Source organism: Arthrobacter sp., from assembly GCF_031179385.1.
In the GTDB taxonomy this organism is placed as follows: domain Bacteria; phylum Actinomycetota; class Actinomycetes; order Actinomycetales; family Micrococcaceae; genus Arthrobacter_D.
The window spans coordinates 23,117-44,948 of the sequence record NZ_JAPSHV010000007.1 but is presented as its reverse complement, the minus strand read 5'-3'; the positions used below and the strand labels follow the sequence as shown (position 1 = coordinate 44,948).

Sequence of the window (21,832 nt, the reverse complement as noted above, 5' to 3'; positions counted from 1 at the left end):
AAGCCGCAGCGGGTCAGAAATCGAGTCCCTGGCTCGGCGTCACCAGGCCGGTCTCGTAGGCGTAGACAACGGCCTGGACGCGGTCGCGCAGGTGCAGTTTGGTGAGGATCCGGCGGACGTGTGTCTTCACGGTGGCTTCCGAGAGGAAGAACCGGTGCGCCAGCTCGGCATTGGACAGGCCCTCGGCAATTGCGCCGAGGACCTCGAGCTCACGCGGGGTCAGATCCTGCAGCAACGGGTCCCGCGGAGTTTTCGGCGCGCTCGGCTGGGAGCGCACATATTCCTCGAGGAGGCGCTGGGTGACCCTGGGCGCGACGACGGCGTCCCCGCTGGCAACCACCCGCACTGCGTGCACGAGCTCGTTCGGTGCAACGTCCTTGAGAAGAAAGGCCGAGGCCCCGGCCCGCAGGCCGGCGAACGCGTACTCGTCAAGATCGAAGGTCGTCAGGATGATGATCCGGGCACAGCTGCCCGAGTCAGTGATGCGTCTGGTCGCCTCGATGCCGTCCATAGTTGGCATCCGCACGTCCATGAGGACGACGTCGGGCTTCAGCCGCTCGGTCAACCGCACCCCCTCGGCGCCATCGGACGCTTCCCCGACGATATGCATGTCCTCCTCGCCCTCAAGGATGAGCCGGAAACCCATTCGGAGGAGCGGCTGGTCGTCCACCAGGAGGACTCTTATCGGTTCACTCACGCAGACTTCTCCTGACGGTTCTCTTGTGGAATCTGTAGTTCAGCGGTGACGATCCAGCCGCCGGACGGTCCGGGTCCGCAGGTTACCGTCCCGCCGTAGATGGCCGCCCGTTCCCGCATGCCGGCGATTCCCTGACCGGTGCCGACCGACGGCACAGGGTCCATGGCGCCCCGGCCGTCATCGGAGACGCGCACCCTCACGGTGGAGCCCAACCGCGCGATCAGCACGTCAACCGTTGTCACGGCTTTGGCGTAGCGCAGCACATTGGTGAGCGACTCCTGGATGATTCGGTGGATGGTCATCTGGAACGCAGCATCTTCCGGCAGCCCGGGTCCGCTGAGTTGCACGCGGATGGGCAGCCCGGCGGCGCGGAATCCCTCGAGAAGCCCCGCCAGTGAACCGCCCGCGGGCAACGGTGCCAACGGCGCGGAGTCGGGTCCTTCCCGAAGGACGCCGAGGACCCTCCGCATGTCCGCGAGCGCGGTACGCCCAGTGGCCGAGAGTTCGCTCAGCACGTCGCGCGCACGGTCTTGATCGCGCTTCATGACGACGGCGGCGCCGTCGGACAGTGCAATCATCACGGAAAGCGAGTGGGCAACCACGTCATGCATCTCCCGGGCAATCCGGTTCCGTTCATTGGCGGAGGCGAGTTCGGCGTTCCGCTCCGCCCACTCACGCAGTTCATTCTCATGGAGCCTTTCCCGGCGGATGGTCACGCCGACGCCGACGGCCACGACGTACCACATGACAGCGAAGCCCATGATGACCCACACCAGGTAGGGAGCTTCTCCGGGGACGATGTCGGGGATGAAGGCGAGCGGCAGAACCGAGGCGACAAGCGCGAGGGCAAAGGCCCCGATCGCCGTGCGCAGCTGAAACGCAACCGAGACGGCATATAACGCAAACCAGATTCCGATGCCGACGGTGGAGCGGGCATCCGAGTAGAGCAGGGCGACCGGTTCGATGACGCACAGTGCTACCAGTACTGTCCGCGGCGTGATGCGGCGGAAGAACAGGACGAGTGCTGCTGCACAAATGGGTAGGGCGGCCCACCAACCCGGGGCGCCTTCAACAGGCAGGACGACATTGGGCAGGCTGGCCAGGAGAAACAGGAAAACGACGACGGCATCCATCATCCGCGGATGCGACCGGAAGTACCGGCGGATGGGTCCGAGTCGTCGTGCATTGATCTCGGTGAAGGAGACGGCGGCCGTTCGCTCCGACGTCTCCTTCACCAAGGCTTTTTCACTCATGGAGTGAGCTTATTGGGTGTGCTTCTTCAGCCCGCTAGACGTCCCGCTTCTTGGTGACGATGAGCGAGAGGACCAGGAGTACAAGGGCCCAGCCGCCGAGCACCAGAGCGCCCTGCCACTGAGTCAGGCCGTCTTCCACGGTGGTGACGGCCACCATCGCCTCACCGGCGCTGCTGGGCAGGAACCGGGCTGCGTCGGGGATCCAGTCCGCGAGGCCGGAGAAGATCTGGACGATGATGGGCAGCACCATCAGCAGGCCGATTGCCGTCACGACGCCGCCGGCGGTGTTGCGCAGGAGGGCGCCGATTGACATGGCGATTACGGCCATCAGCGCGAGTACGGAACCGGTGTTGACGATGCTGAGCAGGACGCCGTCGGTGGTGATTGCGAAGTCGATGTCCTCGGGTGCGAGGAGCGGCTGCGCCACGAAGTAGGAGATGAAGGCTGCACCTGCGCCCACCACGAAGGCGATGGCGGCGATGATGAGGTTCTTCGCGAGCAGAGCCGGAATTCGCTTGGGCACGGCGACCATCGTCGACCGGATCATCCCCGTCCCCCATTCCGATGCGATCAGCACAACGGCGAGCGAGGCAATCAGGAGCTGGCCGAAGATGATGCCGGCACTGGGTGCGGTCAGCGCCATCTCGCCGTAGTCGGTCGCGGCGAGCTGAGCCGCGATTTCCGGGTCGGAAGACGTGAATGACTCAGCGGAGGCCTGACTTGTTGCCATTGACCATGCGAAGAGCGCGGACAGTCCGATCATCACGACCAGCGTGATGGATAGCAGGATCATCGTGGACGGAACTGTGGTCACCTTGATCCACTCGGACTTGAGGACGCGAGCGAAATTGACGCCGGATCCTGAAGTCGGTCGGCGGTGGCTGGTGGTCCCCTGCGGGCTCGGTGCGGTGGCGGTGTGTGCCATGGCTACTTGCCTTCCTGAAGGCCGGCTCCGCCACCGGCAGTGACGCCGGCCTGCGGAAGAGTGTGTGAGTGGTACTCGACCTCGTCGGAGGTGAGCTGCATATACGCGTCCTCGAGCGAGGCCTGAAGCGGCGTCAGTTCGTAGACGAGGATCTGATGGTTGAGGGCGACCTCAGCGATGCGGCGGGAGTCGGCCCCGGTGATCTCCAGAAGGTCAGATTCGAACTGCTGGCTCGAAACGCCGTCCGCGGCAAGCGCCCGGATAAGGTCCGCCGGGCGGTCGGTGCGGACGCGTGCGCGGGTCTGACCGTGGCCGGCCAGGATTTCCTTGATCGGGGCATCCGCAATGATCCGGCCCCGGCCGATCACGATGAGGTGGTCCGCGGTGAGCGCCATCTCCGACATCAGGTGGGACGAGAGGAACACCGTGCGGCCTTCAGAGGCGAGCCCCTTCGCCAGGTGACGAACCCACTGGACGCCTTCCGGATCCAGCCCGTTGACGGGTTCGTCGAGGATGACCGTATGCGGATCCCCGAGGAGGGCGCAAGCGATACCGAGCCGCTGGCCCATGCCCAGGGAGAACCCGCCTACTCGCTTCTTCGCAACGGGACCCAGGCCGGTCATTTCGATGACCTCCTTGACCCGGCTGTTCGGAATGCCGTGGGTAGCCGCCATGGCACGGAGGTGGTTATACGCGGTGCGCTTGGTGTGGACAGCCTTGGCGTCGAGCAGCGCGCCGACCTCACGCAGCGGCGCTGAGTGCTGTGCGTAGTGCTTTCCGTTGACCCGTACGTCGCCGCCCGACGGGTTGTCGAGCCCGACGATCATGCGCATGGTCGTTGACTTGCCGGCGCCGTTGGGTCCGAGGAAACCTGTCACTTGTCCCGGCTTAACGCTGAAGGAAATACCGTCTACTGCTGTCTTGGCGCCGTAGCGTTTGGACAGTTCTGCTGCCTCAATCATGATGGGCATCCTTGGGGAAGGGGGATTTTTGGACTACTTCAACCCTACGAAGCTTTGCCGTTCGCGGCGCCGACCGGGGGGATGATTCTGCGCCGAACCCACTACGTCGAAAGGATGACCCCTGCTAGGGCTGTCCGGAGGGCACGACGGCGAGCGCCTGCGGCCTGCCCGGCACTGCAAGCTCCTGCTGCTCGAATGTCTCCAGGTCGATGACGGTGATGCCGTCCCAAAACCCGTCCCGTGTGTAGCCGCCGGAGAGGAGTGCATAACGCCTGCCGGTCTCCGGATGAACCCACGGCGCTACTGTTTCGTGCAGCCGCTTTAGCGGCACTATCTCTTCGGCATCCGTCGCGAGGTCACGCACGGTGAAATTCGGCGTGCCTGTCGAGTTGCCGAACGCTCCCGTCCCTATGACCAGCAGCGTGTCCTCCACGATGGCCGTGCCGTGCTGATGGGAGTTCGCGGTCATCTTCTCCACCGTCACGGCGCCCGAAGCGGGATTGACGACGGCGAGCGCAAGGCCCTGGTATGGCAGGAGAAGGTTGCCCGCATCGTCGATGGCTGCGTAGTGGGGTTTTTCCCAGGAGGCTAATCCGCCTTGAATCCCGAACGGCGCCACCTCGATCCGGCGTGCTGCGAGGGACTCGGCGTCGACCACGTGTACGGAGAAGGAATCATGGTCGATTGTGTACAACTGGGCACCGTCCCCCGATAGCAGGACGTCGAAAGGACGCAGCCCCACCTCCACTGAATCCACGGTCCTGCCGGCCGTGACATCCATCTTCTCCAGCACGGAGGTACCGTCCGCCCGCAGCACGGCCACGTAGACAAACGCGCCGTCGGCGCTGGCTACGAGGCCGGTACCGCCGGCCCGGTACTCCCCATACTCGATACGGCCCGCCGGGTTTGCGTACGGGATCAACCCAGTACGACGCCGATCGTCCAGATCGACTACCGCCACGCCTTCCGCTGTGGAGACGAACGCCTGTCCCCCCGCGACGAACACGTCCCACGGTGCCTGCCCGACCACGACACTTGCCACGAGGGGATTCGCGGGATCGGCCGGGTCCACGAAGGCGAGGGAGTCTCCCGATGCCTGGGTTGCAAGCACGATCGACGGCTCCGGTGGCGCCTCTTCAGGCCCGTCAGTCGTCGCTGGCGCCGGCGGTGACGCTGCAGACGACGGTGACGCTGCGGACGACGGTGACACGGGCGAAGTAGGCGACGCGGTTGGGGAGGCGACCGGCGTCGTCGTTGGTGGCGGCCCGGGGGGCGCCGGGCCGGTGCAGCCGACACTGAGCAGCAGGAACGCCGTCCAGGCCAGCCCGGCAAACCTAGCCTGCAAGGGAGTCCGCGATGGCATCAAGACCCGCTTGGGCGCATGCCTCATCCGCCTCGCCCGACGGGGCACCGCCGACTCCAATGCCGGCGATGGACGCCTCCCCGGCCTTCACGCTCACGCCCCCCGCAAGGAACAGGGTGCCCGGAATGTCGCGGATCGTGGCACCGTCTCCTGCAGCGCGTTCCGTGAGTTCGGAGGTATTCGAGCCGAAGGCTGCGGCGGTATAACCCTTCAACCGTGCCGATTCCATGGTGTGCTCACCGGCGTTGTCTCCCCGCAGCATGGCCTGTACCTGACCGAACCGGTCGACTACCGCGACTGATACGAATCCGAGATTGTCCTCCTGGCACTGCGCGAGAGCAGCCTGAGCGGCTTCCGTGGCTGCCTGAATGCTAAGCCGCGGCATGGTGAGCACGGCCTCACCGGACGACTCAGCCGGTGCGGACTCGGCGGGAGCAGACTCGGTTGCAGGAGCTGCAGACTCCGAGGTCACCTCTGCGGCCGGCTCGGCGGTGTCCGTGTCGGGTGACGAACACGAGACGAGGGCTGCGGCAAGCGCCGCCGCCGAGAGGAAGGCGAAGGACGCGCGGGGAAGATGAGTATTGGACATGACACTCCTTGACTGGTCGGGACGCTGACTGGACCTCCAGTGTCCCGCTGCTGGACACATCGGTACATCCCCTGTTTGACCACCTTTGGGTACGACCTACAGTCAGGTCCGTCTCCTACCTTTGGACGAGGGCAGTTGAATTCTCCGCAGGCTAAAATCCAAGAAGTTCCCGCTACCGATCGGCCCCCCATGACCTTGCAGTTGCCCGGCAGGGCCACCGTTCTGATGTGGATGCATGCCGGTTTCTACCTGCTCCTGATAACGTCCGCGGTGCGGTACCTGCTGTCACACGGGCTGGACGGCGAGTGGGTGGTTCTGCTGGCCCTGTCCGTTCTCCTCGTTGTTCTATATGCCGCAGGGAGCATTTTTCTATCGACGGGTCGAACGGCCGTTGGCTGGCTTTTCGCGGTGTTGCTGTTGTGGGGAATCGTCGCCTATATCGCACCGAGCTTCCTCTGGTGCGCCTTTCCCCTGTTCTTCGTGTGCCGGCATCTCCTCAAGGGATGGGCGGCCCGTCTCTCCCTGATAGTGGTTGTCGCGGTGATGATGATCGCTCTGGCACGCCTCACCGGCGGCCTGGACATCACCCTCATCGTCGGGCCGGTGGCTGTGGCTGTACTCATGCTGGCCGTGTACAACAGGGTTGAGCAGGAAAGCCTCGCACGAAAGAAACTTCTCGATGAGCTCACCGAGGCGCAGGCGGAACTCAGCACCAGCAAGCAGCGCGAGGGCGCACTGGCCGAACGTGAACGGCTCGCCCGCGAAATCCACGACACAGTCACTCAGGATCTGACCCAGTCGGTGCTGCTTCTGGAAGCAGCAGACCAGCTGTGGGACGTCGCGCCGTCGTCGTCGCGGTCACATCTGGGAAAGGCCACGGCATCCGTCCGCGGCAGTCTGATGGAGGCACGCAGCCTGGTACACAACCTCACCTCCCCGCAACTCAGTAACCGGACGCTTGCCGAGGCGCTGCGGTCCGCTACAGCTGAGGTGCCGGGTCTTCAGGTCACCGTCACGGGAGAGGAGTATGACCTCCGCCCGGAGATCAATCATGCCCTCCTCCGCATAGCCCAGAGCGCAGCGGCGAACGTGAGGCTGCACTCGGGCGCCGACACGGCGGTACTCACCCTGACGTATGTTCCGGACGGTATCAGCCTCGATTTGTTCGATAACGGCAGGGGCTTTGATCCGGCCGCTGAACACCACGGCTACGGACTACGCGCGATGCGCCAGCGTGCGGAGCAACTCAACGGCACGTTTTCCGTGGAGAGTTCACCCGGCGACGGCACAGTGATCACAGCGTGGCTGCCGCGGCAGGATGACCCCTCATGAGGATTCTGCTGATCGACGATCACGACGTTGTGCGCGCCGGACTACGCGCCATCCTCGGGACGCAGTCCGATATCGAAGTAGTGGGCGAAGCCGCCAACGGAGCAGACGGCGTACGCCAGGCCCTGGCCCTGCAGCCCGACGTGGTCCTCATGGATCTCGCCATCGGTGCAGGAATGGACGGCATCGAAGCAACGCGGCGAATAACAGCCGACGCTCCCGGCATACGTATCCTCGTCTTCACCACCTATGACTCTGACGCCGACATTGTCCGCGTCATCGACGCCGGCGCCACGGGTTATCTGCTCAAGGATTCGACGCCGGAGGAACTGTACGCCGCAATCCGGGCTGCCGCCCAGGGTCAGGCAGCGCTGTCCGCGCCGGTGGCGTCCGTCCTTCTGAAGCGGATGCAACAACCCGAAGGCGCATTGACTCCGCGAGAAGCGGAGATCCTGGAACTGTTGGCCGCAGGGCTGAGCAACCGTGAGTTGGGCCGGAAGCTCTACGTCAGCGAAACCACGGTCAAGACCCATCTCCTGCACATCTACCGCAAGCTGGGTGTGGAGACCCGCTCTGCTGCCATCGCGGAAGCGGGCCGCCGCGGTTGGGTGCGGCACCGTCCCTGAGATGTGCCGCCGGGAAACGACGACGGCGACACGTGGATGCCGCCGTCGTCGTGCCTAGGTCCTAGCGGGAACTGATTGACTTGAACTTCTTCACCGAGAGCGGGACGAAGATGGTGAGCATCACGACAATTCCGACGATCACAGTGATGATCGGGTTCTGGAGGGTCCACGCGGTGGGCTCGGGGAATTCCGGGTTAGTGTTCCCAAACAGCATCCGCGCCGACTCGACAAGGGCGGATACGGGGTTCCATTCCGCAATGTTCTTCAGTACCTCCGGCATGGTGTGGATCGGAACGAAGGCGTTGGAAATGAAAGTCAGCGGGAACAGGATCATGAAGGACGCGTTGTTGATGACCTCCGGGCTGCGCACACTCATTCCCAGGAGTGCCATGACCCAACTGAAGGAATAGGAGAAGAGGAGGAGGATCGCGACGCCGCCCAGGAAGCCCCAGAAAGACGTGGTCACGCGCCATCCAACCAGCCAGCCCGTTCCCATCATGATCAGCATGGAGATGCTGTTGATGACGAGGTCTCCGTTGGTCCTGCCGATCAGTACCGCTGCAGGGCTCATGGGCAGCGTCCGGAAGCGGTCGATGATGCCGTCCTTCAGGTCCTGAGCCATGGCAGCACCAGAGAAGGTGGAACCGAAGATGACGGTCTGCGCGAAGATACCCGCCATCAGGAAGTTCACGTAGTCGGGCACGTTCATGGCACCGGCGTACACCTGGCTGAAGAGCAGAACGAACATGATCGGCTGGAGAATGGTGAAGACGAGGATCTCCGGGACCCGCTTGATCTTGATCAGGTTCCTGCGGGTGGCGATCCACCCATCAGAGATCAGCTGAGTCAATGGAGACCCTACGCTCCCATAGGCGGGTTGGGTGACCGCGGTCATTGTGCATTCTCCAATTCAGCGTCAATCTTCCGGGTCTTCTCGTCTTCGGCTTTGTGGCCGGTGAGCGTGAGGAAGACGTCGTCTAGTGTGGGTCTGCGCATCCCGGCATCATGCAGCCTGATGTTCGCCTGCCCCAGATCGGACAGCACGTACTGCAGCGCGCGTGGGCCCTCGACGACGGACACCTCCACTGTGCGGTCGTTCACGAGGGGCGTGCCGTCGCCGTGGCGTGCCAAGATGTCGCGTGCGGCTCCGGCGTCGGCCTCGTCGACAAGAGTTACCACTACCCTGTGACCGCCGATCTGGGCCTTCAGCTCGTCCGACGTGCCCTCGGCGATGACCTTGCCGCCGTCGATCACCGCGATGTCGTCCGACAGGTGGTCGGCCTCCTCCAGATACTGGGTGGTCAGCAGGAGGGTGGTGCCGTCATTGACGAGCTTCGTGATGATTTCCCACAGCGCGAGCCGGCTGCGCGGGTCCAAACCCGTGGTCGGCTCGTCAAGGAACAGGATCTTCGGGTTGATAACCAGGGCACCGGCAAGGTCAATCCGACGGCGCATACCACCGGAGAAGCCTTTGACCGGACGGTTTCCCGCCTCGGTCAACTCGAACTGCTCGATGAGTTCCTGTGCCCGCTTCCGCGCGGTTTTGGCCCCCAGGTGATACAGCCTGCCCACCATTTCCAGGTTCTCAAACCCCGTGAGGTTTTCATCGACCGCCGCATACTGACCGGATGCTCCAATGATTCTCCGAGCCGCCTTCGGATTGCGGACGACATCGATGCCGTCAATGTGCGCCGACCCCTCATCGGGCTTGATGAGGGTGGTCAGCACCTTGACCGCGGTGGTCTTTCCTGCTCCGTTAGGACCGAGCAGGGCCTTCACCGTTCCCTGGGGAACTGAAAGGTTGAGACCGGCGAGTGCATGCACCGGTCCGCTCTTTGATTTGTACGTTTTCTTCAGACCTTCGGCCTGGATGATTGTCATGGGTCAAACCTAAGTTCGGGGCAAGGGAGGGTGAAGCACATCACGGACAGCTTGTGTCCGCTATTCGAATTGGACTGTCCTCTAACGGGACTGCAATGCGTCCAATGCAACCGCCATCGCGGCCGCTACCCGCCAGTCCAAACGACCACCCGGAACCGTCACGTCGTAACGGTCCCGGAGGGAGGCGCGCCGCTCCGAGGTGAGGACCAGCTGCCCAGATGGGTCACGGAAGTCAAAATGGAACAGGAAGGGCGCCGGAATGGCGTCAAGGAATGGAACGATCTCCCACACCCTGCGCGCTATGGCAACTCCCTGGCTGCGCTCACTCCCGACGGCCTGGACACCAGGTGCATCAAGCTGCCACGTGGAACGAAGCAGCGACGCCCCGAAGTTCTTGCGGAAACTGCCGATCGGGTTCCCCTGCGCGTCCAGCACGTCATAGGTCGCGCCCAGGTCCAGCCGCTGGCGCGCCTTGAAGGAAAACAACACCGTCTGCCGTGACTCGTCGGCGAAGAAGCGGACTTCCTCCTTGAAGGCGGCGCGTTTCTGTTGCGCGAGGGCCATGAGCTGACCGGGATTGCCGCTCGGGTCCACCGAACGCACTTCGTACCGGTTCACCATCATCGTGATCTTCTGCGTTACCGAGAACTTCTCGATCGATGCACTGTGCTCCACTTGCTCTTCCTTCACGCTTTACCGTGCCCGGATGAGGGCAGCGTTTCTGAGCATAGCCACGACGCCGGCTGCCGGCGTCGTCCTCAGGGAGGATCTCTTCGGCGGCGGCCAGACGGCGGCATAACAGCCACCCCTTGACGACCCTCAAGTACAGGTCAAGAGTTACTACTAGACGTCCCTATCGGGCGCCCCGAATACTGGCTCGCCCGGCGTGGCAGCCATTCATCAGGAAGGCGAAGGCAATGGACGCAATGACATGGGTATGGATCATCATCGGGATCCTCGTAGTGCTCCTCATCATCGGATTGATCGTTTTCCTTGGACGCAAGCGCAAGCAGCAACACGATCAGGAGAAGCGCCGGAAGGATCACGAGCGTGCCAACCAGATTCGTGAAGAAGCACAGGTCAAGGACCTCGAGGCGCGCGAGCGTGAGGCCCACGCTACCCGTGCGGCCGCTGAGGCCCAGCAGGCCGAGGTCGACGCCGAGCGGTTGCGCCAGGAGGCAGAACAGCGCCAGGCGGACGCACAGGGACTACGCCGCGAAACCGAAGATCGCGCCCGCCACGCAGATGAAATCGATCCCCTGGTGGGGAACGACGACGCGCGCCGGGACAACGACCGCCGGAACGACGCCGATCAAGGCCGTCCCGGACGCCATTAGGGAAAAGGGCGGGCTGCGCTAAGCAGCCCGCCCTTCCGCATATCTGGAGTCATATCCTCAGTACGACGGCGGCCGCATCAGGACGGAATGCGGCTTCCTTCCGGTTCCCCGGCCTTGCGCTCGGCCGCCGCGGGAGCCACGAGGAATGAGGCCAGGACGGCCACGCCGACTGCCAGCAGCGCATTACGGATGCCCACCTGATCTCCGAGGAACCCAAGCAGGGGCGGCCCTGCCAGGAATGCCATGTAGCCGATGGTCGACACGACGGAGACCCGAGCGGCCGCAAGCCGCGGCTCATCGGCGGCGGCGGACATACCCATCGGGAAGCCGAGGGCGGCACCGGTTCCCCAGAGAACGGCCCCAAGTCCGGCGAGAATCACGTTCGGTGCGAAAACAAAAAGCACCAGGCCGGCCAGTGACGATGCCAGGCTGACCTGCAGCACCCGGACCCTGCCGAACCGGTCGATGAACCCTCCACCGATGAATCGGAACAGGGTCATGGACGCGACGAAGACGCCGAACATCAGGGCACCGACAGCCTCATCCGCGCCCAGCCCGTCGACCGTGGCCTTCGCTACCCAATCGTTCGCGGCACCCTCCGTCAGCGCGGCACCCAACACCACCAAACCAATGAGAAGCGTGCGCGGCTCCCTCCAGGCTGTGAGTCCGCTGCGGCGGGAGGCCCCGTCGTCGTGCTTTTCCTCGTGGGAGTGCTCCGGCAGGAAGTAACGCGGAATCCACAGCGAGATGATCAGCACCAGAACCGCAACACCCACAAGATGTGTGGATAGTTCCACGCCGGCGGCAGCGAGCCCGGCACCGGCGAGCGCACCGATGAAGGCACCACCGCTGAAGGCTGCATGGAATTTGGGCATGATGGTGCGCATGAGCCGGCGTTCGACGTCGGCTCCCTCAAGGTTCTGCGCGACATCCCACAAGCCGATACCGAGGCCGAAGATGAAGAGGCCGGTTGCTGCGAGGGGAACCGACTCCGCGATCAGTCCTGCGGCGATCGTTGAGGCCGCAATGGTTGCGGCTACTCCGCCGACCCTCACGGTGTTGGCGGTTCCGATCCGGGCCGCGATTCCCCCGGACAGTGGGAGGGAAATCATTGAACCGATGGCGGCGACCAGAAGCAGCGCACCCGTAGCACCGTCACTCAGTCCGAGGACGTCGGAGGCGGCCGGAATTCGCGCCGCCCAGCTGGCGAAGACCAGGCCGTTGAGTCCGAAGATTGCAAAGGTTGCCCACATGGCGGGGTTGACGTTGTTCTGCACCCATAAACCCTATGTGCCGTGACCGGGTCGGTCTACACACAGCACGGCGTATCAGGACCTAACTGCCCATGCACCTACCGGGCGCGCTGCACCCTGCCCTCGTCCCACACCGGGGTCTCGGACTCGTACACCTTGCCGTCTTCGCCGAACACCAGGAACCGGTCGAAGCCGCGGGCGAACCAGCGGTCGTGCGTCACTGCGAGCACGGTTCCCTCGAAGGCGTCGATAGCCCGTTCCAGCGCCTCGGCCGAATGGAGGTCGAGGTTATCCGTAGGCTCATCGAGGAGCAGAAGGGTCGCACCGGAGAGCTCAAGCAGCAGGATCTGCAATCGCGCCTGCTGTCCGCCGGACAGGGAGTCGTACAACTGCTCCGACTGCCCTGCGAGCCCGTAGCGGTCCAATACTGCGGAAGCGGCTTCGCGCCCCAGCCCGGACCGGTGATCGTCGCCGCGGTGCAGTATGTCGAGCAGGGTGCGCCCCAGGAGGTCCGGACGGACGTGGGTTTGGGCGAAGAACCCCGGCCGGATGCGTGCTCCCAGCTTCACGACGCCGGTGTGCGGCACCGGAGCGATGCTCACCTCGGAGACCGGCTCATGTTCTTTGTCGGGATCGCTTCCGCCTGCTGCAAGCAACCGCAGAAAGTGTGATTTGCCGGAGCCGTTGGAACCGAGGACGCCGACGCGGTCACCGAACCAGATCTCCGTGCTGAACGGTTTCATCAGCCCGGTCAGTTCGAGCTTTTGTGCCACCACCGCCCGCTTGGCGGTGCGTCCGCCCTTGAGCCGCATGTTGACGTTCTGCTCGATGGGGATCGCTTCCGGCGGGCCGGCCTCAAGGAACTTCGCCAGCCTCGTTTGGGCGGCGTGGTACCGGTTGGCCATGTCCGAGCGGAACGCTGCCTTGTTCTTGTACATGTTCACGAGCTCTTTGAGCTTGATGTGCTCCTCATCCCAGCGACGCCGGAGCTCCTCGAACCGTGCGTTGCGATCGGCCCTCGCCTGGAGATACGTGCTGAAGCCGCCGCCGTGCACCCAACTGGAAGCACCTAGGGCCCCGGGCTCCAGCGTCACAATGCGCGTCGCCGCATTGTCGAGCAGTTCGCGGTCGTGGCTGACGAAGAGCACGGACTTGCTCGACTCGTTCAGTTTTGCTTCCAGCCAGCGTTTGCCGGGTACGTCGAGATAGTTGTCGGGTTCGTCCAGGAGGAGCAACTCATCTGGTCCGGCGAAGAGGGCCTCCAACACCAGCCGTTTCTGCTCACCGCCCGACAGCGACGACGCTGCACGGTATTGGGCGCGATCATAGGGCACGCCCAGGGCCGCCATCGTGACTTCGTCCCAGGTCGTCTCGAGCTCATACCCGCCGGCGTCTCCCCAGTCGGCGATTGCCTGGGCGTAGCGCATCTGGGTGGGTTCGTCGTCGTGCTCCATCATGGCCAGCTCGGCGTCATCGATCCGCTTGGCAGCTGCGGCGAGCACCGGCGGGGCGGCCGACACCAGAAGGTCACGGACGGTGGTGTCGTCGCGGACCTGGCCAACGAACTGACGCATGATGCCCATGCTGCCGGACCTCGTCACGGCCCCCTCATCGGCGGTGATGTCACCGGCAACGATACGCAGGAGGGTGGTCTTTCCCGTTCCGTTGGGGCCGATGAGCGCAGTCTTGTGGCCCTCGCCCACTTTGAAGGAGACGCCGTTGAGCAGCTGGCGGCCGTCGGAGAGGAAGTAATCGATGTTGGAAACGTCAAGGTGTGCCACAGCTTAAGTCTTGCACCCGTGAGCCCAAGCCCGGCGCAAAGAGTTGCGTTTGCAGCACCGAAGGCACTCGGCGGCTCCGGGGCTGGTGCCAATCCTCTTGAAGTGGTGATCCCCGTCACTACCAAAGGAGCAAGCCGTCTCCGACGACTGATCAGCGTTCCGGCCTAGCTCATCGTCCGGTGAGCCCTCTCGCGCAGGTTGGCACGCTGGAAGTCCGTGAGCGATAGCCACTGCGCCGGAGTGAGCTTGAGGTACGGGAGCAGGCGACGGTCGGCAGAGGACAGCTCTGCAGGTTCAGGGGTGATCCGGCGCTGACTCGTCGCTGCAAGGCGGGTTGTCAGGCCAACGGCGGCTGCCACGGCCATGATCGCCAGGGCGCCGACTATCTCAATATCCATGGATCCTCCTGCGGACGGGTCTTCCCAGCCGCCACTGGGAAGGAATCGCTTCATGATTTCCCGCAGGCCTTGGGGAAAGGTTGGTTGAAGCTCTGGTGCAGGTGAAGGACGATGGGACGATCATGGAAAACGTCAGCCCCACGTACGTGAACTTCGCCAGCATCCTCGATGACCAGACTCGGGCGCAGAACCTGAAGACGGCCTCTATGCCGTTCATCTACCCTCATCTGGCGAGCATGCCGGACGCGCATCTCGGGAAGGGCGCCGCCGTAGGTTCGGTCATCCCCACCCTGGGCGCGATCATTCCAGCTGCGGTGGGCGTGGACATCGGCTGCGGGATGATCGCTGTACGAACCCAATTCACCCTTGAAGACCTGGCTAGGCTGGACCGCAAGGTACTTCGTCAGTCCATCGAGCGGGCCATTCCGCTCTCCGCCGGTCACAGCAACAAGCGCGTGCTTGACTCCGCGCAGCCGCGTGTCGATCGGCTGGCACGGGACGCTGAGCGCGCGGGTTTCGATCCGGCGTCGTATTCAAAGCAGTGGGCATTGCAGCTCGGGTCGCTGGGATCGGGCAACCACTTCATCGAGGTCAGCCTCGATGAGAACGACAATGTGTGGCTTTTCCTGCACAGTGGATCACGCGGTGTGGGAAACCGGATCGCCCAGCGGCACATCAGGGTCGCCCTGGATCTGTGCGACAAACGCCGCATCTCCCTGCCGGACAACGATCTGGCCTATCTCACGGAGGGTGATGAAGAGTTCGAGGAATACATCCGCCAGCTTCGGTGGGCCCAGGACTTCGCCCTGCTGAACCGCGAGGAAATGATGGACCGCGTCATTGGGTGCTTCGCCCGATGGACCGACGGTGAAGTGCGGGAACTCGAGCGCATCAACTGTCACCACAACTACACCGCCCAGGAAACGCACTACGGCAAGCAGGTTTGGCTGAGCCGCAAGGGTGCGATCGATGCCTCCCCCGGCCGCCCCGGGCTCATTCCAGGGTCCATGGGCACTGCGTCCTACGTGGTGGAGGGCCTCGGTTTCGCACCGGCCCTGAATTCCGCTCCGCACGGTGCGGGCCGTGAATACAGCCGAAGCGCCGCGCGTCGCACCTTCTCCCGTGAGGAACTGAGGAAAGCCATGCGAGGCATCGAATACCGCGATACAGATGCCTTCATTGATGAGATCCCGGCGGCGTACAAGGACATCGACGTGGTGATGGAGGACGCCCGGGACCTGGTCCGCATCCGGCATACCCTCCGCCAGATCGTGAACGTGAAGGGCGACTGAATCCGGGCTCAGGCCCGGGGAATCCCCGAGAAGTCGTTGAAGCTGTAGACGTGCACCCCGGCGAACGCGTTACTGCGTTCGATGGACCGAACCAACGGCGCCGGATCGTACGACGACGGCGCCAGAACAGAACGGAGCAGCGATCCGCTGCGCTTGGCGAACTTCAGTGACGGACCGACGCCGATTCGACCGGCCAACGCAATGAGCCGGGTCCGCCGCACCCGCCCCGGGACCCCTGCCCACACCGGCACAGTCACACCGTCGGACCTCAGTCGGGCGACATACCGGTTGAGGACATCGCCCGAGAAACACATCTGGGTGACGGCCCAGCTGCCCAGCTGCTGCTTCTTCAGCAGTAACTGGGTCAATTCCGGTTCAGAAATTGAGGGATGACCCTCGGGGTAGGCCGCGAAACCGGTATTGAACCCGCCGACGTCCGCGATCTCCTCCATGACCGGCATGCTCCAGCCGTAGGGTCCCTCCGGGTCCTTGTCATCGCCGGCGATCACGAAAATGTCCCGCACCCCGGCGTCAGCGAGGCGCGTCGTGAAGTGCATGAGTTGCCGACGGGACGTGAGCGTACGGGCCGCGAGATGCGGCACCGCGCGATAGCCGAGACCCGAAAGCTCCACGGCGAGGCCAACGGTCTCCTCCGGACCATGGTGTGGAAGGCAGGTGACCGTGATCGTTGCCGGAGGAGCAACAAGTCCCTGCAGACGGTCGACGACGCCGCCCCCAGGGACAATCTCGACCCGCGTCGGTAGCGCCATTCAGCATTCCACCACGTTGAGGGCCAGCCCCCCGCGGGCCGTTTCCTTGTATTTGTCCATCATGTCCGCACCCGTTTCGCGCATCGTCTTGATGGCGGCGTCGAGCGACACGAAATGCTGACCGTCCCCGCGCACGGCCATGCGGGCGGCGGTGATCGCCTTCATCGCACCGACCGCGTTTCGCTCGATGCACGGAATCTGCACCAGTCCACCCACCGGATCACACGTGAGTCCCAGATTGTGTTCGATGCCGATCTCGGCAGCGTTCTCCACCTGTTCGGGAGTGCCTCCGAGCACTTCCGCGAGCCCTGCCGCCGCCATTGCACAAGCGGAGCCGACCTCCCCCTGGCAGCCCACCTCTGCGCCGGAGATAGACGCATTCTTCTTGAAGAGAACGCCGACGGCAGTGGCGGCAAGCAGGAAGCGGATGACGCCGTCGTCGTCGGCTCCCGGGACGAAATCGGTGTAGTACTTCAGAACGGCGGGAATGATGCCGGCGGCACCGTTGGTGGGTGCGGTGACTACGCGGCCGCCTGCCGCGTTCTCCTCATTCACCGCAAGCGCAAACAGGGTGACCCATTCCATGGTGCTGAGATGATCGTTCGGGTCCGCTTCCTTACGGAGCAGTTCCAGCTGCCGTGCCGCCCTGCGTCGGACATGCAGCCCACCTGGAAGGATGCCGCTGGTCGAGGACCCCCGGCGGATGGTGTCCTGCATGACGTCCCAGATCTCGAGCAAGCCGCTTCGGACCTCCTCCTCGGACCGGGAGACCAATTCGTTGGCAAAGACGATGCCGGAGAAGGGCTTACCTGTTGCTGCCGCAATGTCCAGCAACTGGGCCCCCGATTCGAAGGGGTAGGGCAGAGGAACAGTCGAGCCGACGGATACGTCCGAGTTGATTTCATCCTCATCCAGGACGAAACCGCCGCCGACTGAGTAGTACTCGCGGGCCAGTAGAGACATTCCGGAAGCGTTATATGCCGTGAAACGCATGCCGTTGGTGTGGTAATCCAGGCGCTGCCTGCGGTGCAGGACGAGGTCAACTTCCGGGTCGAAGCTGATATCCCGAACCCCGCCGAGCCGCAGTGTCCTGGACGACTCGATTTCGCCGACCCGCGGTTCCGCGCGCTCGGGATCGGTGAGATGGGGTTGCTCACCCTCAAGGCCGAGCAGAACGGCCTTGACCGTCCCGTGGCCATGACCGGTGACACCGAGGGAACCGAACAGTTCAGCCGAGATCCGCGTGACCTGCCCCATCTGCTCCTGCTCCGCCAGCAGCCTGGTGAACAGGTATGCCGCGGTCATCGGTCCACCGGTATGCGAGCTAGACGGTCCTATCCCGATCTTGAACAGGTCGAAGGCGCTGATGGTCACGAGCGGTCCGGACGCTTGTAGAAGGGCAACTCCACCACGGTGAATCCTTCGGGGCGGCCGCGCAGGTCCACCTCCAGTTCCGTACCGGGTTCACTCAGCTCGGAGTTCACGTAGGCGAGCGCCACCGGGTAGCCGAGCGTCGGGCTTGGCAGGCCGGACGTCACTGTTCCAACCGTGCGTCCGTCCTGAACGACGCCGTACCCGGCGCGGGCAGAACGCCTTCCGGATCCACGGAGACCCACGAGCTTCCGGCTGGGAGTTCCGCCCTTGAGTGGTTCGAGCACGGCGCGGCCCACGAAGTCCTCGGTCTTCTTGAAGCTGACGACGCCGCCGAGGCCGGCCTCGAAGGGGTTGGTATCCAGCCCCAGCTCGTGTCCGTACAACGGCATGCCTGCCTCCAGCCGGAGCGAGTCCCGCGAAGCCAGCCCACAGGGCGCAAGGCCGTGTTCAGCGCCGGCCTCGGTCACGGCCTTCCACAACTGCAGCGCCTGCCCGTTCTCGATGAAGAGCTCAAACCCGTCTTCGCCGGTATAACCGGTCCGGGCGAGGAGAACCGTGAGCCCTGCCAGCTCCACTGTGACGGCGGCGTAGTACTTCAGTGAAGTGATCGCCTCGGCGTCTGCTGCGCCGGCCATACCGAGCAGGATCGCCTCGGCGTTAGGCCCCTGTACCGCGATCAGGGCTGTATCTTCCGACTGGTCCTGAACTTTCACCTCGAAGTCAGCCGCCCGGCGCTGCAGCTCCGCGGCGACGGTGTCGGAGTTCGAGGCGTTCGGAACAACCAGGAACTCGTCCTCCTCCAGGCGGTACACGATGAGATCGTCGATGACTCCGCCGTCCTCAGTGCAGATCAGGGAGTATTTGGCCTTGCCTACCGGCATGACTGCGAAGTTGCCGACGAGTGCGTAGTTGAGGAACTGTACCGCCTGCGCTCCGCTCACCTTCACCTCGCCCATGTGTGAAAGGTCGAAGATGCCCGCCGCACGCCGCACCGTATGGTGTTCCTCCAGCTCGCTCCGGTACTTCAGGGGCATTTGCCAGCCGCCGAAGTCGGTGAAGGCGGCGCCGAGTTCTTGATGCTGCGCGTAGAGCGCTGTCTGCTTGGTCATGAGACTTCCTTAGTTTCCGGTGTTCTCGTGAAGGGACTCGGCGTTGTCCTCGAAAGCTTCGAGGGGCGGGCACGAGCACACGAGGTTCCGGTCTCCATGGGCGCCGTCGACACGACGGACCGGCGGGAAGTACTTGTCATGGCGCAGGGACCGCAGCGGGAATGCTGCCTCTTCACGCGAGTAGGCCTGGGCCCAGTCGTCGCTGATGAGTGCCTGCGCGGTGTGCGGCGCCTGGCGGAGCGGGCTCTCCTCGAGCTGCCATTCGCCCGTTGCTACGCGGTCGATCTCCCCCTTGATCGCGATCATCGCGTCCACAAAACGATCGAGCTCTGCGAGGTCCTCTGACTCCGTGGGCTCGACCATGAGCGTGCCGGCAACGGGGAAGCTCAGGGTCGGCGCGTGGAAGCCGTAGTCGATGAGGCGCTTCGCGACGTCTTCTGCGGTGACGCCGGTCTTGGCCGTCAGGTCCCGGAGGTCAAGGATGCACTCGTGCGCAACCAGGCCGTTCTCACCCGAGTAGAGCACCGGGAAGTGTTCGTTCAGGCGGGCGGCAACGTAGTTGGCCGCGAGGAGGGCGGACTTGGTGGCAGCAGTCAGTCCCTCACTGCCCATCAGGGCGATGTAGGCCCAGGAGATGGGGAGCACGCCTGCCGAACCGAACCGTGAGGCGGAGATGGGAACGCCCGCTGCACTTTGCGTGCTGTTCGGGTCTCCGGGCAGGAACGGCACCAGGTGCTCCGCTACGGCTACCGGACCGACGCCCGGTCCCCCGCCTCCATGCGGGATACAGAAGGTCTTGTGCAGGTTGAGGTGGGAGACGTCGCCGCCGAATTCACCGGGCTTGGCAAGACCGACGAGGGCGTTCAGGTTGGCACCGTCGATGTAGACCTGGCCACCGGCGGCGTGCACCTGGTCGCACACCCAGCGCACGTCCTCCTCGAAGACGCCGTGCGTTGAGGGGTAGGTGATCATGATCGCGGACAGGGAATCGCTGTTCGCTTCGATCTTTGCCTGGAGGTCGTCGTGGTCAATGTTGCCGTTCTGCGCTGTCTTGACCACCACCACCTTCATGCCGGCGAGCACAGCGGACGCTGCGTTTGTTCCATGCGCCGACGACGGGATGAGGCAGACGTTACGGGCTTCATCACCGCGGGACAGATGATAGTTCCGGATGGCCAGGAGTCCGGCCAGCTCTCCCTGCGATCCTGCGTTGGGCTGGATGGACACCCCGGCGTAGCCGGTGATCTCTGCGAGGCGCGCTTCGAGGTCACCGATGAGCTCACGCCAGCCTTCGGTCTGGTGCTCCGGCGCGAACGGGTGGATGGTTGCGAACTCGGGCCAGGAGATCGGCTCCATTTCGACCGTCGCGTTCAGCTTCATGGTGCAGGAACCGAGGGGGATCATGGTGCGGTCAAGCGCGAGGTCCCGATCGGAGAGACCGCGCAGGTAGCGCAGCATCTGCGTCTCGGAGCGGTGAAGCGAAAACACCGGGTGGGTCATGTACGACGACGTCCGCTTCAGTTCCGCGGGAATGGTTCCCTCGGCTCCATCCGGAAGGTCCGCGCCGAACACTCCGGCGAGGATCTCCAGGTGTGCATCCGTGGTGGTCTCGTCGCAGGAGATACCGACATGGTCGGTATCGACGAAGCGCAGGTTGATCCCGCGTTCTTCCGCCTTGGTGACGATGTCTTTGGCGCCGCCGTCGACCTTCACGAGGAGGGTGTCGAAGAAGGAGGTGTGAACAGTTCCGGGCAGTGCCCTGGCAAGTTTCGCAGCCTTCCCGTGCACGCGCTCTGCAATTGCCTTCAGCCCGTCAGGTCCGTGGTAGACGCCGTACATGCTCGCGACGATGGCGAGTAGTGCCTGGGCCGTACAGATGTTGGAAGTCGCCTTCTCGCGGCGGATGTGCTGCTCGCGTGTCTGGAGCGCGAGGCGGTACGCGGGAGCGCCGTCGGAATCTTTGGACACGCCGACCAGCCGGCCGGGGAGCATCCGCTCGAGACCCTTGCGGACAGCCATGTACGCGGCATGCGGTCCGCCGAAGAAGAGCGGAACGCCAAAGCGCTGTGCAGAGCCGACGGCGATATCCGCACCCTGCTCACCGGGAGGAGTGATCAGGGTCAGCGCCAGAAGGTCAGCGGCAACCGTCACCAGCGCACCATTGTCGTGCGCCGTGGCGATGATGCCGGTGTGGTCACACAGCGCGCCGGAAGCACCGGGCTGCTGCAGCACCACGCCGTTGATGTCACCGTCAGGAAGACCCTCGGACAGGTCCGCGATCTCCACCTCGAAGCCGAGCGCTTCCGCGCGACCCCTGACAACGGCGATGGTCTGCGGCAGGCAATCCGCATCCACCACTGTCCTGCCCTTGTTCTTGCCCGACCGGCGCATGAGCAGGACGGCCTCGGCAACCGCGGACGCTTCATCGAGCAGTGAGGCGTTGGCGATGGGCAGCGCGGTGAGGTCCTGCACCATGGTCTGGAAGTTCAGGAGCGCTTCGAGGCGGCCCTGGGAGATCTCCGGCTGGTAGGGCGTGTACGCGGTGTACCAGGCCGGCGACTCAAGAACGTTACGGCGGATCACCGGTGGTGTCACGGTGTCGTAGTAGCCCTGCCCGATCATCTGGACGGCGGTCTTGTTCTTCGACGCGATGCGGCGCAGTTCGGCCAGAACTTCCGGCTCACTGAGCGCGGAGGGAAGGTCCAGGCCTTCGTCGATGCGGATGCTCGCCGGCACGGCGACATCGACGAGCTTGTCCAGAGAGGGATAGCCGAGAACCTTCAGCATCTGCTCGGCATCATCGGAGCGGGGACCGATGTGTCGGTCGGAGAAGGTTGATTCCGTCAGGTGGGTCATGGGAACTCCGTAGATCAGTGTGCGCAACATGCGCGAA

General features: G+C 64.1%; 20 protein-coding genes. 4 read left to right on the top strand and 16 right to left on the bottom strand.

What is annotated here, in order from left to right; genetic code table 11:
• Positions 1-13 precede the first annotated feature (13 nt).
• The 6 genes from RIF85_RS02705 to RIF85_RS02680 form a co-directional block, all read right to left on the bottom strand.
• Positions 14-697 (bottom strand): response regulator transcription factor, encoded by a 684-nt coding sequence (locus tag RIF85_RS02705; protein ID WP_309070371.1) that lies wholly within the window; start codon positions 695-697, stop codon positions 14-16.
• Complete coding sequence (locus RIF85_RS02700; protein WP_309070370.1) at positions 694-1,950, bottom strand: sensor histidine kinase; 1,257 nt, start codon at positions 1,948-1,950, stop codon at positions 694-696. The genes RIF85_RS02705 and RIF85_RS02700 overlap by 4 nt, the downstream gene beginning before the upstream one ends.
• 34 nt (positions 1,951-1,984) lie before the next feature.
• The gene (locus RIF85_RS02695) at positions 1,985-2,875 is read right to left on the bottom strand and encodes an ABC transporter permease subunit (RefSeq protein ID WP_309070369.1); all 891 of its coding nucleotides are present in this window, start codon (positions 2,873-2,875) and stop codon (positions 1,985-1,987) included.
• Positions 2,876-2,877: 2 nt separating this feature from the next.
• Positions 2,878-3,837 carry an ABC transporter ATP-binding protein gene (locus RIF85_RS02690; protein ID WP_309070368.1) on the bottom strand — a complete coding sequence of 320 codons (960 nt, stop codon included), beginning with the start codon at positions 3,835-3,837 and terminating at the stop codon, positions 2,878-2,880.
• 124 nt (positions 3,838-3,961) lie between these two features.
• On the bottom strand, positions 3,962-4,948 hold the full coding sequence (locus RIF85_RS02685; RefSeq protein WP_309070367.1) for a hypothetical protein: 987 nt from the start codon (positions 4,946-4,948) through the stop codon (positions 3,962-3,964).
• 223 nt (positions 4,949-5,171) lie between these two features.
• A complete protein-coding gene (locus tag RIF85_RS02680; RefSeq protein WP_309070366.1) occupies positions 5,172-5,789 on the bottom strand; it encodes a heme-binding protein in 618 nt (205 codons plus the stop codon).
• A 189-nt stretch (positions 5,790-5,978) separates the two neighbouring features.
• On the opposite strand from RIF85_RS02680, the gene RIF85_RS02675 reads away from it, so the two are divergent.
• Both RIF85_RS02675 and RIF85_RS02670 read left to right on the top strand, forming a co-directional pair.
• Positions 5,979-7,121, top strand: coding sequence for a sensor histidine kinase (locus RIF85_RS02675; protein WP_309070365.1), 1,143 nt, complete (start codon positions 5,979-5,981; stop codon positions 7,119-7,121).
• Positions 7,118-7,744 (top strand): response regulator transcription factor, encoded by a 627-nt coding sequence (locus tag RIF85_RS02670; protein ID WP_309070364.1) that lies wholly within the window; start codon positions 7,118-7,120, stop codon positions 7,742-7,744. The genes RIF85_RS02675 and RIF85_RS02670 overlap by 4 nt, the downstream gene beginning before the upstream one ends.
• 61 nt (positions 7,745-7,805) lie before the next feature.
• Here the strand turns inward: RIF85_RS02670 and RIF85_RS02665 are convergent, their stop codons facing one another.
• The 3 genes from RIF85_RS02665 to RIF85_RS02655 form a co-directional block, all read right to left on the bottom strand.
• Positions 7,806-8,639, bottom strand: coding sequence for an ABC transporter permease (locus RIF85_RS02665; protein ID WP_309070363.1), 834 nt, complete (start codon positions 8,637-8,639; stop codon positions 7,806-7,808).
• Positions 8,636-9,625 (bottom strand): ATP-binding cassette domain-containing protein, encoded by a 990-nt coding sequence (locus RIF85_RS02660; RefSeq protein WP_309070362.1) that lies wholly within the window; start codon positions 9,623-9,625, stop codon positions 8,636-8,638. The genes RIF85_RS02665 and RIF85_RS02660 overlap by 4 nt, the downstream gene beginning before the upstream one ends.
• An 81-nt stretch (positions 9,626-9,706) precedes the next feature.
• Positions 9,707-10,300, bottom strand: a complete 594-nt coding sequence (locus RIF85_RS02655) for a hypothetical protein (protein WP_309070361.1) — start codon at positions 10,298-10,300, stop codon at positions 9,707-9,709.
• Positions 10,301-10,542: 242 nt separating this feature from the next.
• Here RIF85_RS02655 and RIF85_RS02650 point away from each other — a divergent pair, with 242 nt between their 5' ends.
• Positions 10,543-10,962 (top strand): hypothetical protein, encoded by a 420-nt coding sequence (locus tag RIF85_RS02650; RefSeq protein ID WP_309070360.1) that lies wholly within the window; start codon positions 10,543-10,545, stop codon positions 10,960-10,962.
• A gap of 77 nt (positions 10,963-11,039) precedes the next feature.
• Here RIF85_RS02650 and RIF85_RS02645 read toward each other — a convergent pair whose 3' ends face one another.
• From RIF85_RS02645 to RIF85_RS02635, 3 genes are all read right to left on the bottom strand, one after another.
• Positions 11,040-12,215, bottom strand: coding sequence for an MFS transporter (locus tag RIF85_RS02645; protein WP_309070385.1), 1,176 nt, complete (start codon positions 12,213-12,215; stop codon positions 11,040-11,042).
• Between the two features lie 98 nt (positions 12,216-12,313).
• Positions 12,314-13,996 carry an ATP-binding cassette domain-containing protein gene (locus tag RIF85_RS02640; RefSeq protein ID WP_309070359.1) on the bottom strand — a complete coding sequence of 561 codons (1,683 nt, stop codon included), beginning with the start codon at positions 13,994-13,996 and terminating at the stop codon, positions 12,314-12,316.
• Positions 13,997-14,160: 164 nt separating this feature from the next.
• Entirely contained in the window at positions 14,161-14,394 is a 234-nt protein-coding gene (locus tag RIF85_RS02635) for a hypothetical protein (RefSeq protein ID WP_309070358.1), read from the bottom strand.
• Between the two features lie 122 nt (positions 14,395-14,516).
• Here RIF85_RS02635 and RIF85_RS02630 point away from each other — a divergent pair, with 122 nt between their 5' ends.
• Positions 14,517-15,686 (top strand): RtcB family protein, encoded by a 1,170-nt coding sequence (locus tag RIF85_RS02630; RefSeq protein WP_309070357.1) that lies wholly within the window; start codon positions 14,517-14,519, stop codon positions 15,684-15,686.
• 8 nt (positions 15,687-15,694) lie between these two features.
• Here RIF85_RS02630 and RIF85_RS02625 read toward each other — a convergent pair whose 3' ends face one another.
• The 4 genes from RIF85_RS02625 to gcvP are packed head-to-tail and all read right to left on the bottom strand — an operon-like array spanning position 15,695 to position 21,795.
• A complete protein-coding gene (locus tag RIF85_RS02625; protein WP_309070356.1) occupies positions 15,695-16,456 on the bottom strand; it encodes a methylenetetrahydrofolate reductase in 762 nt (253 codons plus the stop codon).
• Positions 16,457-17,830 (bottom strand): L-serine ammonia-lyase, encoded by a 1,374-nt coding sequence (locus RIF85_RS02620; RefSeq protein ID WP_309070355.1) that lies wholly within the window; start codon positions 17,828-17,830, stop codon positions 16,457-16,459.
• Positions 17,827-18,939 carry a glycine cleavage system aminomethyltransferase GcvT gene (gcvT, locus tag RIF85_RS02615; protein WP_309070354.1) on the bottom strand — a complete coding sequence of 371 codons (1,113 nt, stop codon included), beginning with the start codon at positions 18,937-18,939 and terminating at the stop codon, positions 17,827-17,829. Before gcvT ends, RIF85_RS02620 begins: the two co-directional genes overlap by 4 nt.
• Before the next feature lie 9 nt (positions 18,940-18,948).
• Positions 18,949-21,795 carry an aminomethyl-transferring glycine dehydrogenase gene (gene gcvP / locus RIF85_RS02610; protein WP_309070353.1) on the bottom strand — a complete coding sequence of 949 codons (2,847 nt, stop codon included), beginning with the start codon at positions 21,793-21,795 and terminating at the stop codon, positions 18,949-18,951.
• Between the last annotated feature and the right edge of the window lie 37 nt (positions 21,796-21,832).

Coding starts and splice junctions, on each gene's coding strand:
- RIF85_RS02700 (WP_309070370.1), bottom strand. CDS start 1,950: ATGAGTGAAAAAGCCTTGGTGAAGGAGACGTCGGAGCGAACGGCCGCC.
- RIF85_RS02695 (WP_309070369.1), bottom strand. CDS start 2,875: ATGGCACACACCGCCACCGCACCGAGCCCGCAGGGGACCACCAGCCAC.
- RIF85_RS02690 (WP_309070368.1), bottom strand. CDS start 3,837: ATGATTGAGGCAGCAGAACTGTCCAAACGCTACGGCGCCAAGACAGCA.
- RIF85_RS02680 (WP_309070366.1), bottom strand. CDS start 5,789: ATGTCCAATACTCATCTTCCCCGCGCGTCCTTCGCCTTCCTCTCGGCG.
- RIF85_RS02675 (WP_309070365.1), top strand. CDS start 5,979: ATGACCTTGCAGTTGCCCGGCAGGGCCACCGTTCTGATGTGGATGCAT.
- RIF85_RS02670 (WP_309070364.1), top strand. CDS start 7,118: ATGAGGATTCTGCTGATCGACGATCACGACGTTGTGCGCGCCGGACTA.
- RIF85_RS02665 (WP_309070363.1), bottom strand. CDS start 8,639: ATGACCGCGGTCACCCAACCCGCCTATGGGAGCGTAGGGTCTCCATTG.
- RIF85_RS02660 (WP_309070362.1), bottom strand. CDS start 9,625: ATGACAATCATCCAGGCCGAAGGTCTGAAGAAAACGTACAAATCAAAG.
- RIF85_RS02650 (WP_309070360.1), top strand. CDS start 10,543: ATGGACGCAATGACATGGGTATGGATCATCATCGGGATCCTCGTAGTG.
- RIF85_RS02645 (WP_309070385.1), bottom strand. CDS start 12,215: ATGTGGGCAACCTTTGCAATCTTCGGACTCAACGGCCTGGTCTTCGCC.
- RIF85_RS02635 (WP_309070358.1), bottom strand. CDS start 14,394: ATGGATATTGAGATAGTCGGCGCCCTGGCGATCATGGCCGTGGCAGCC.
- RIF85_RS02630 (WP_309070357.1), top strand. CDS start 14,517: ATGGAAAACGTCAGCCCCACGTACGTGAACTTCGCCAGCATCCTCGAT.
- RIF85_RS02625 (WP_309070356.1), bottom strand. CDS start 16,456: ATGGCGCTACCGACGCGGGTCGAGATTGTCCCTGGGGGCGGCGTCGTC.
- gcvT (WP_309070354.1), bottom strand. CDS start 18,939: ATGACCAAGCAGACAGCGCTCTACGCGCAGCATCAAGAACTCGGCGCC.
- gcvP (WP_309070353.1), bottom strand. CDS start 21,795: ATGACCCACCTGACGGAATCAACCTTCTCCGACCGACACATCGGTCCC.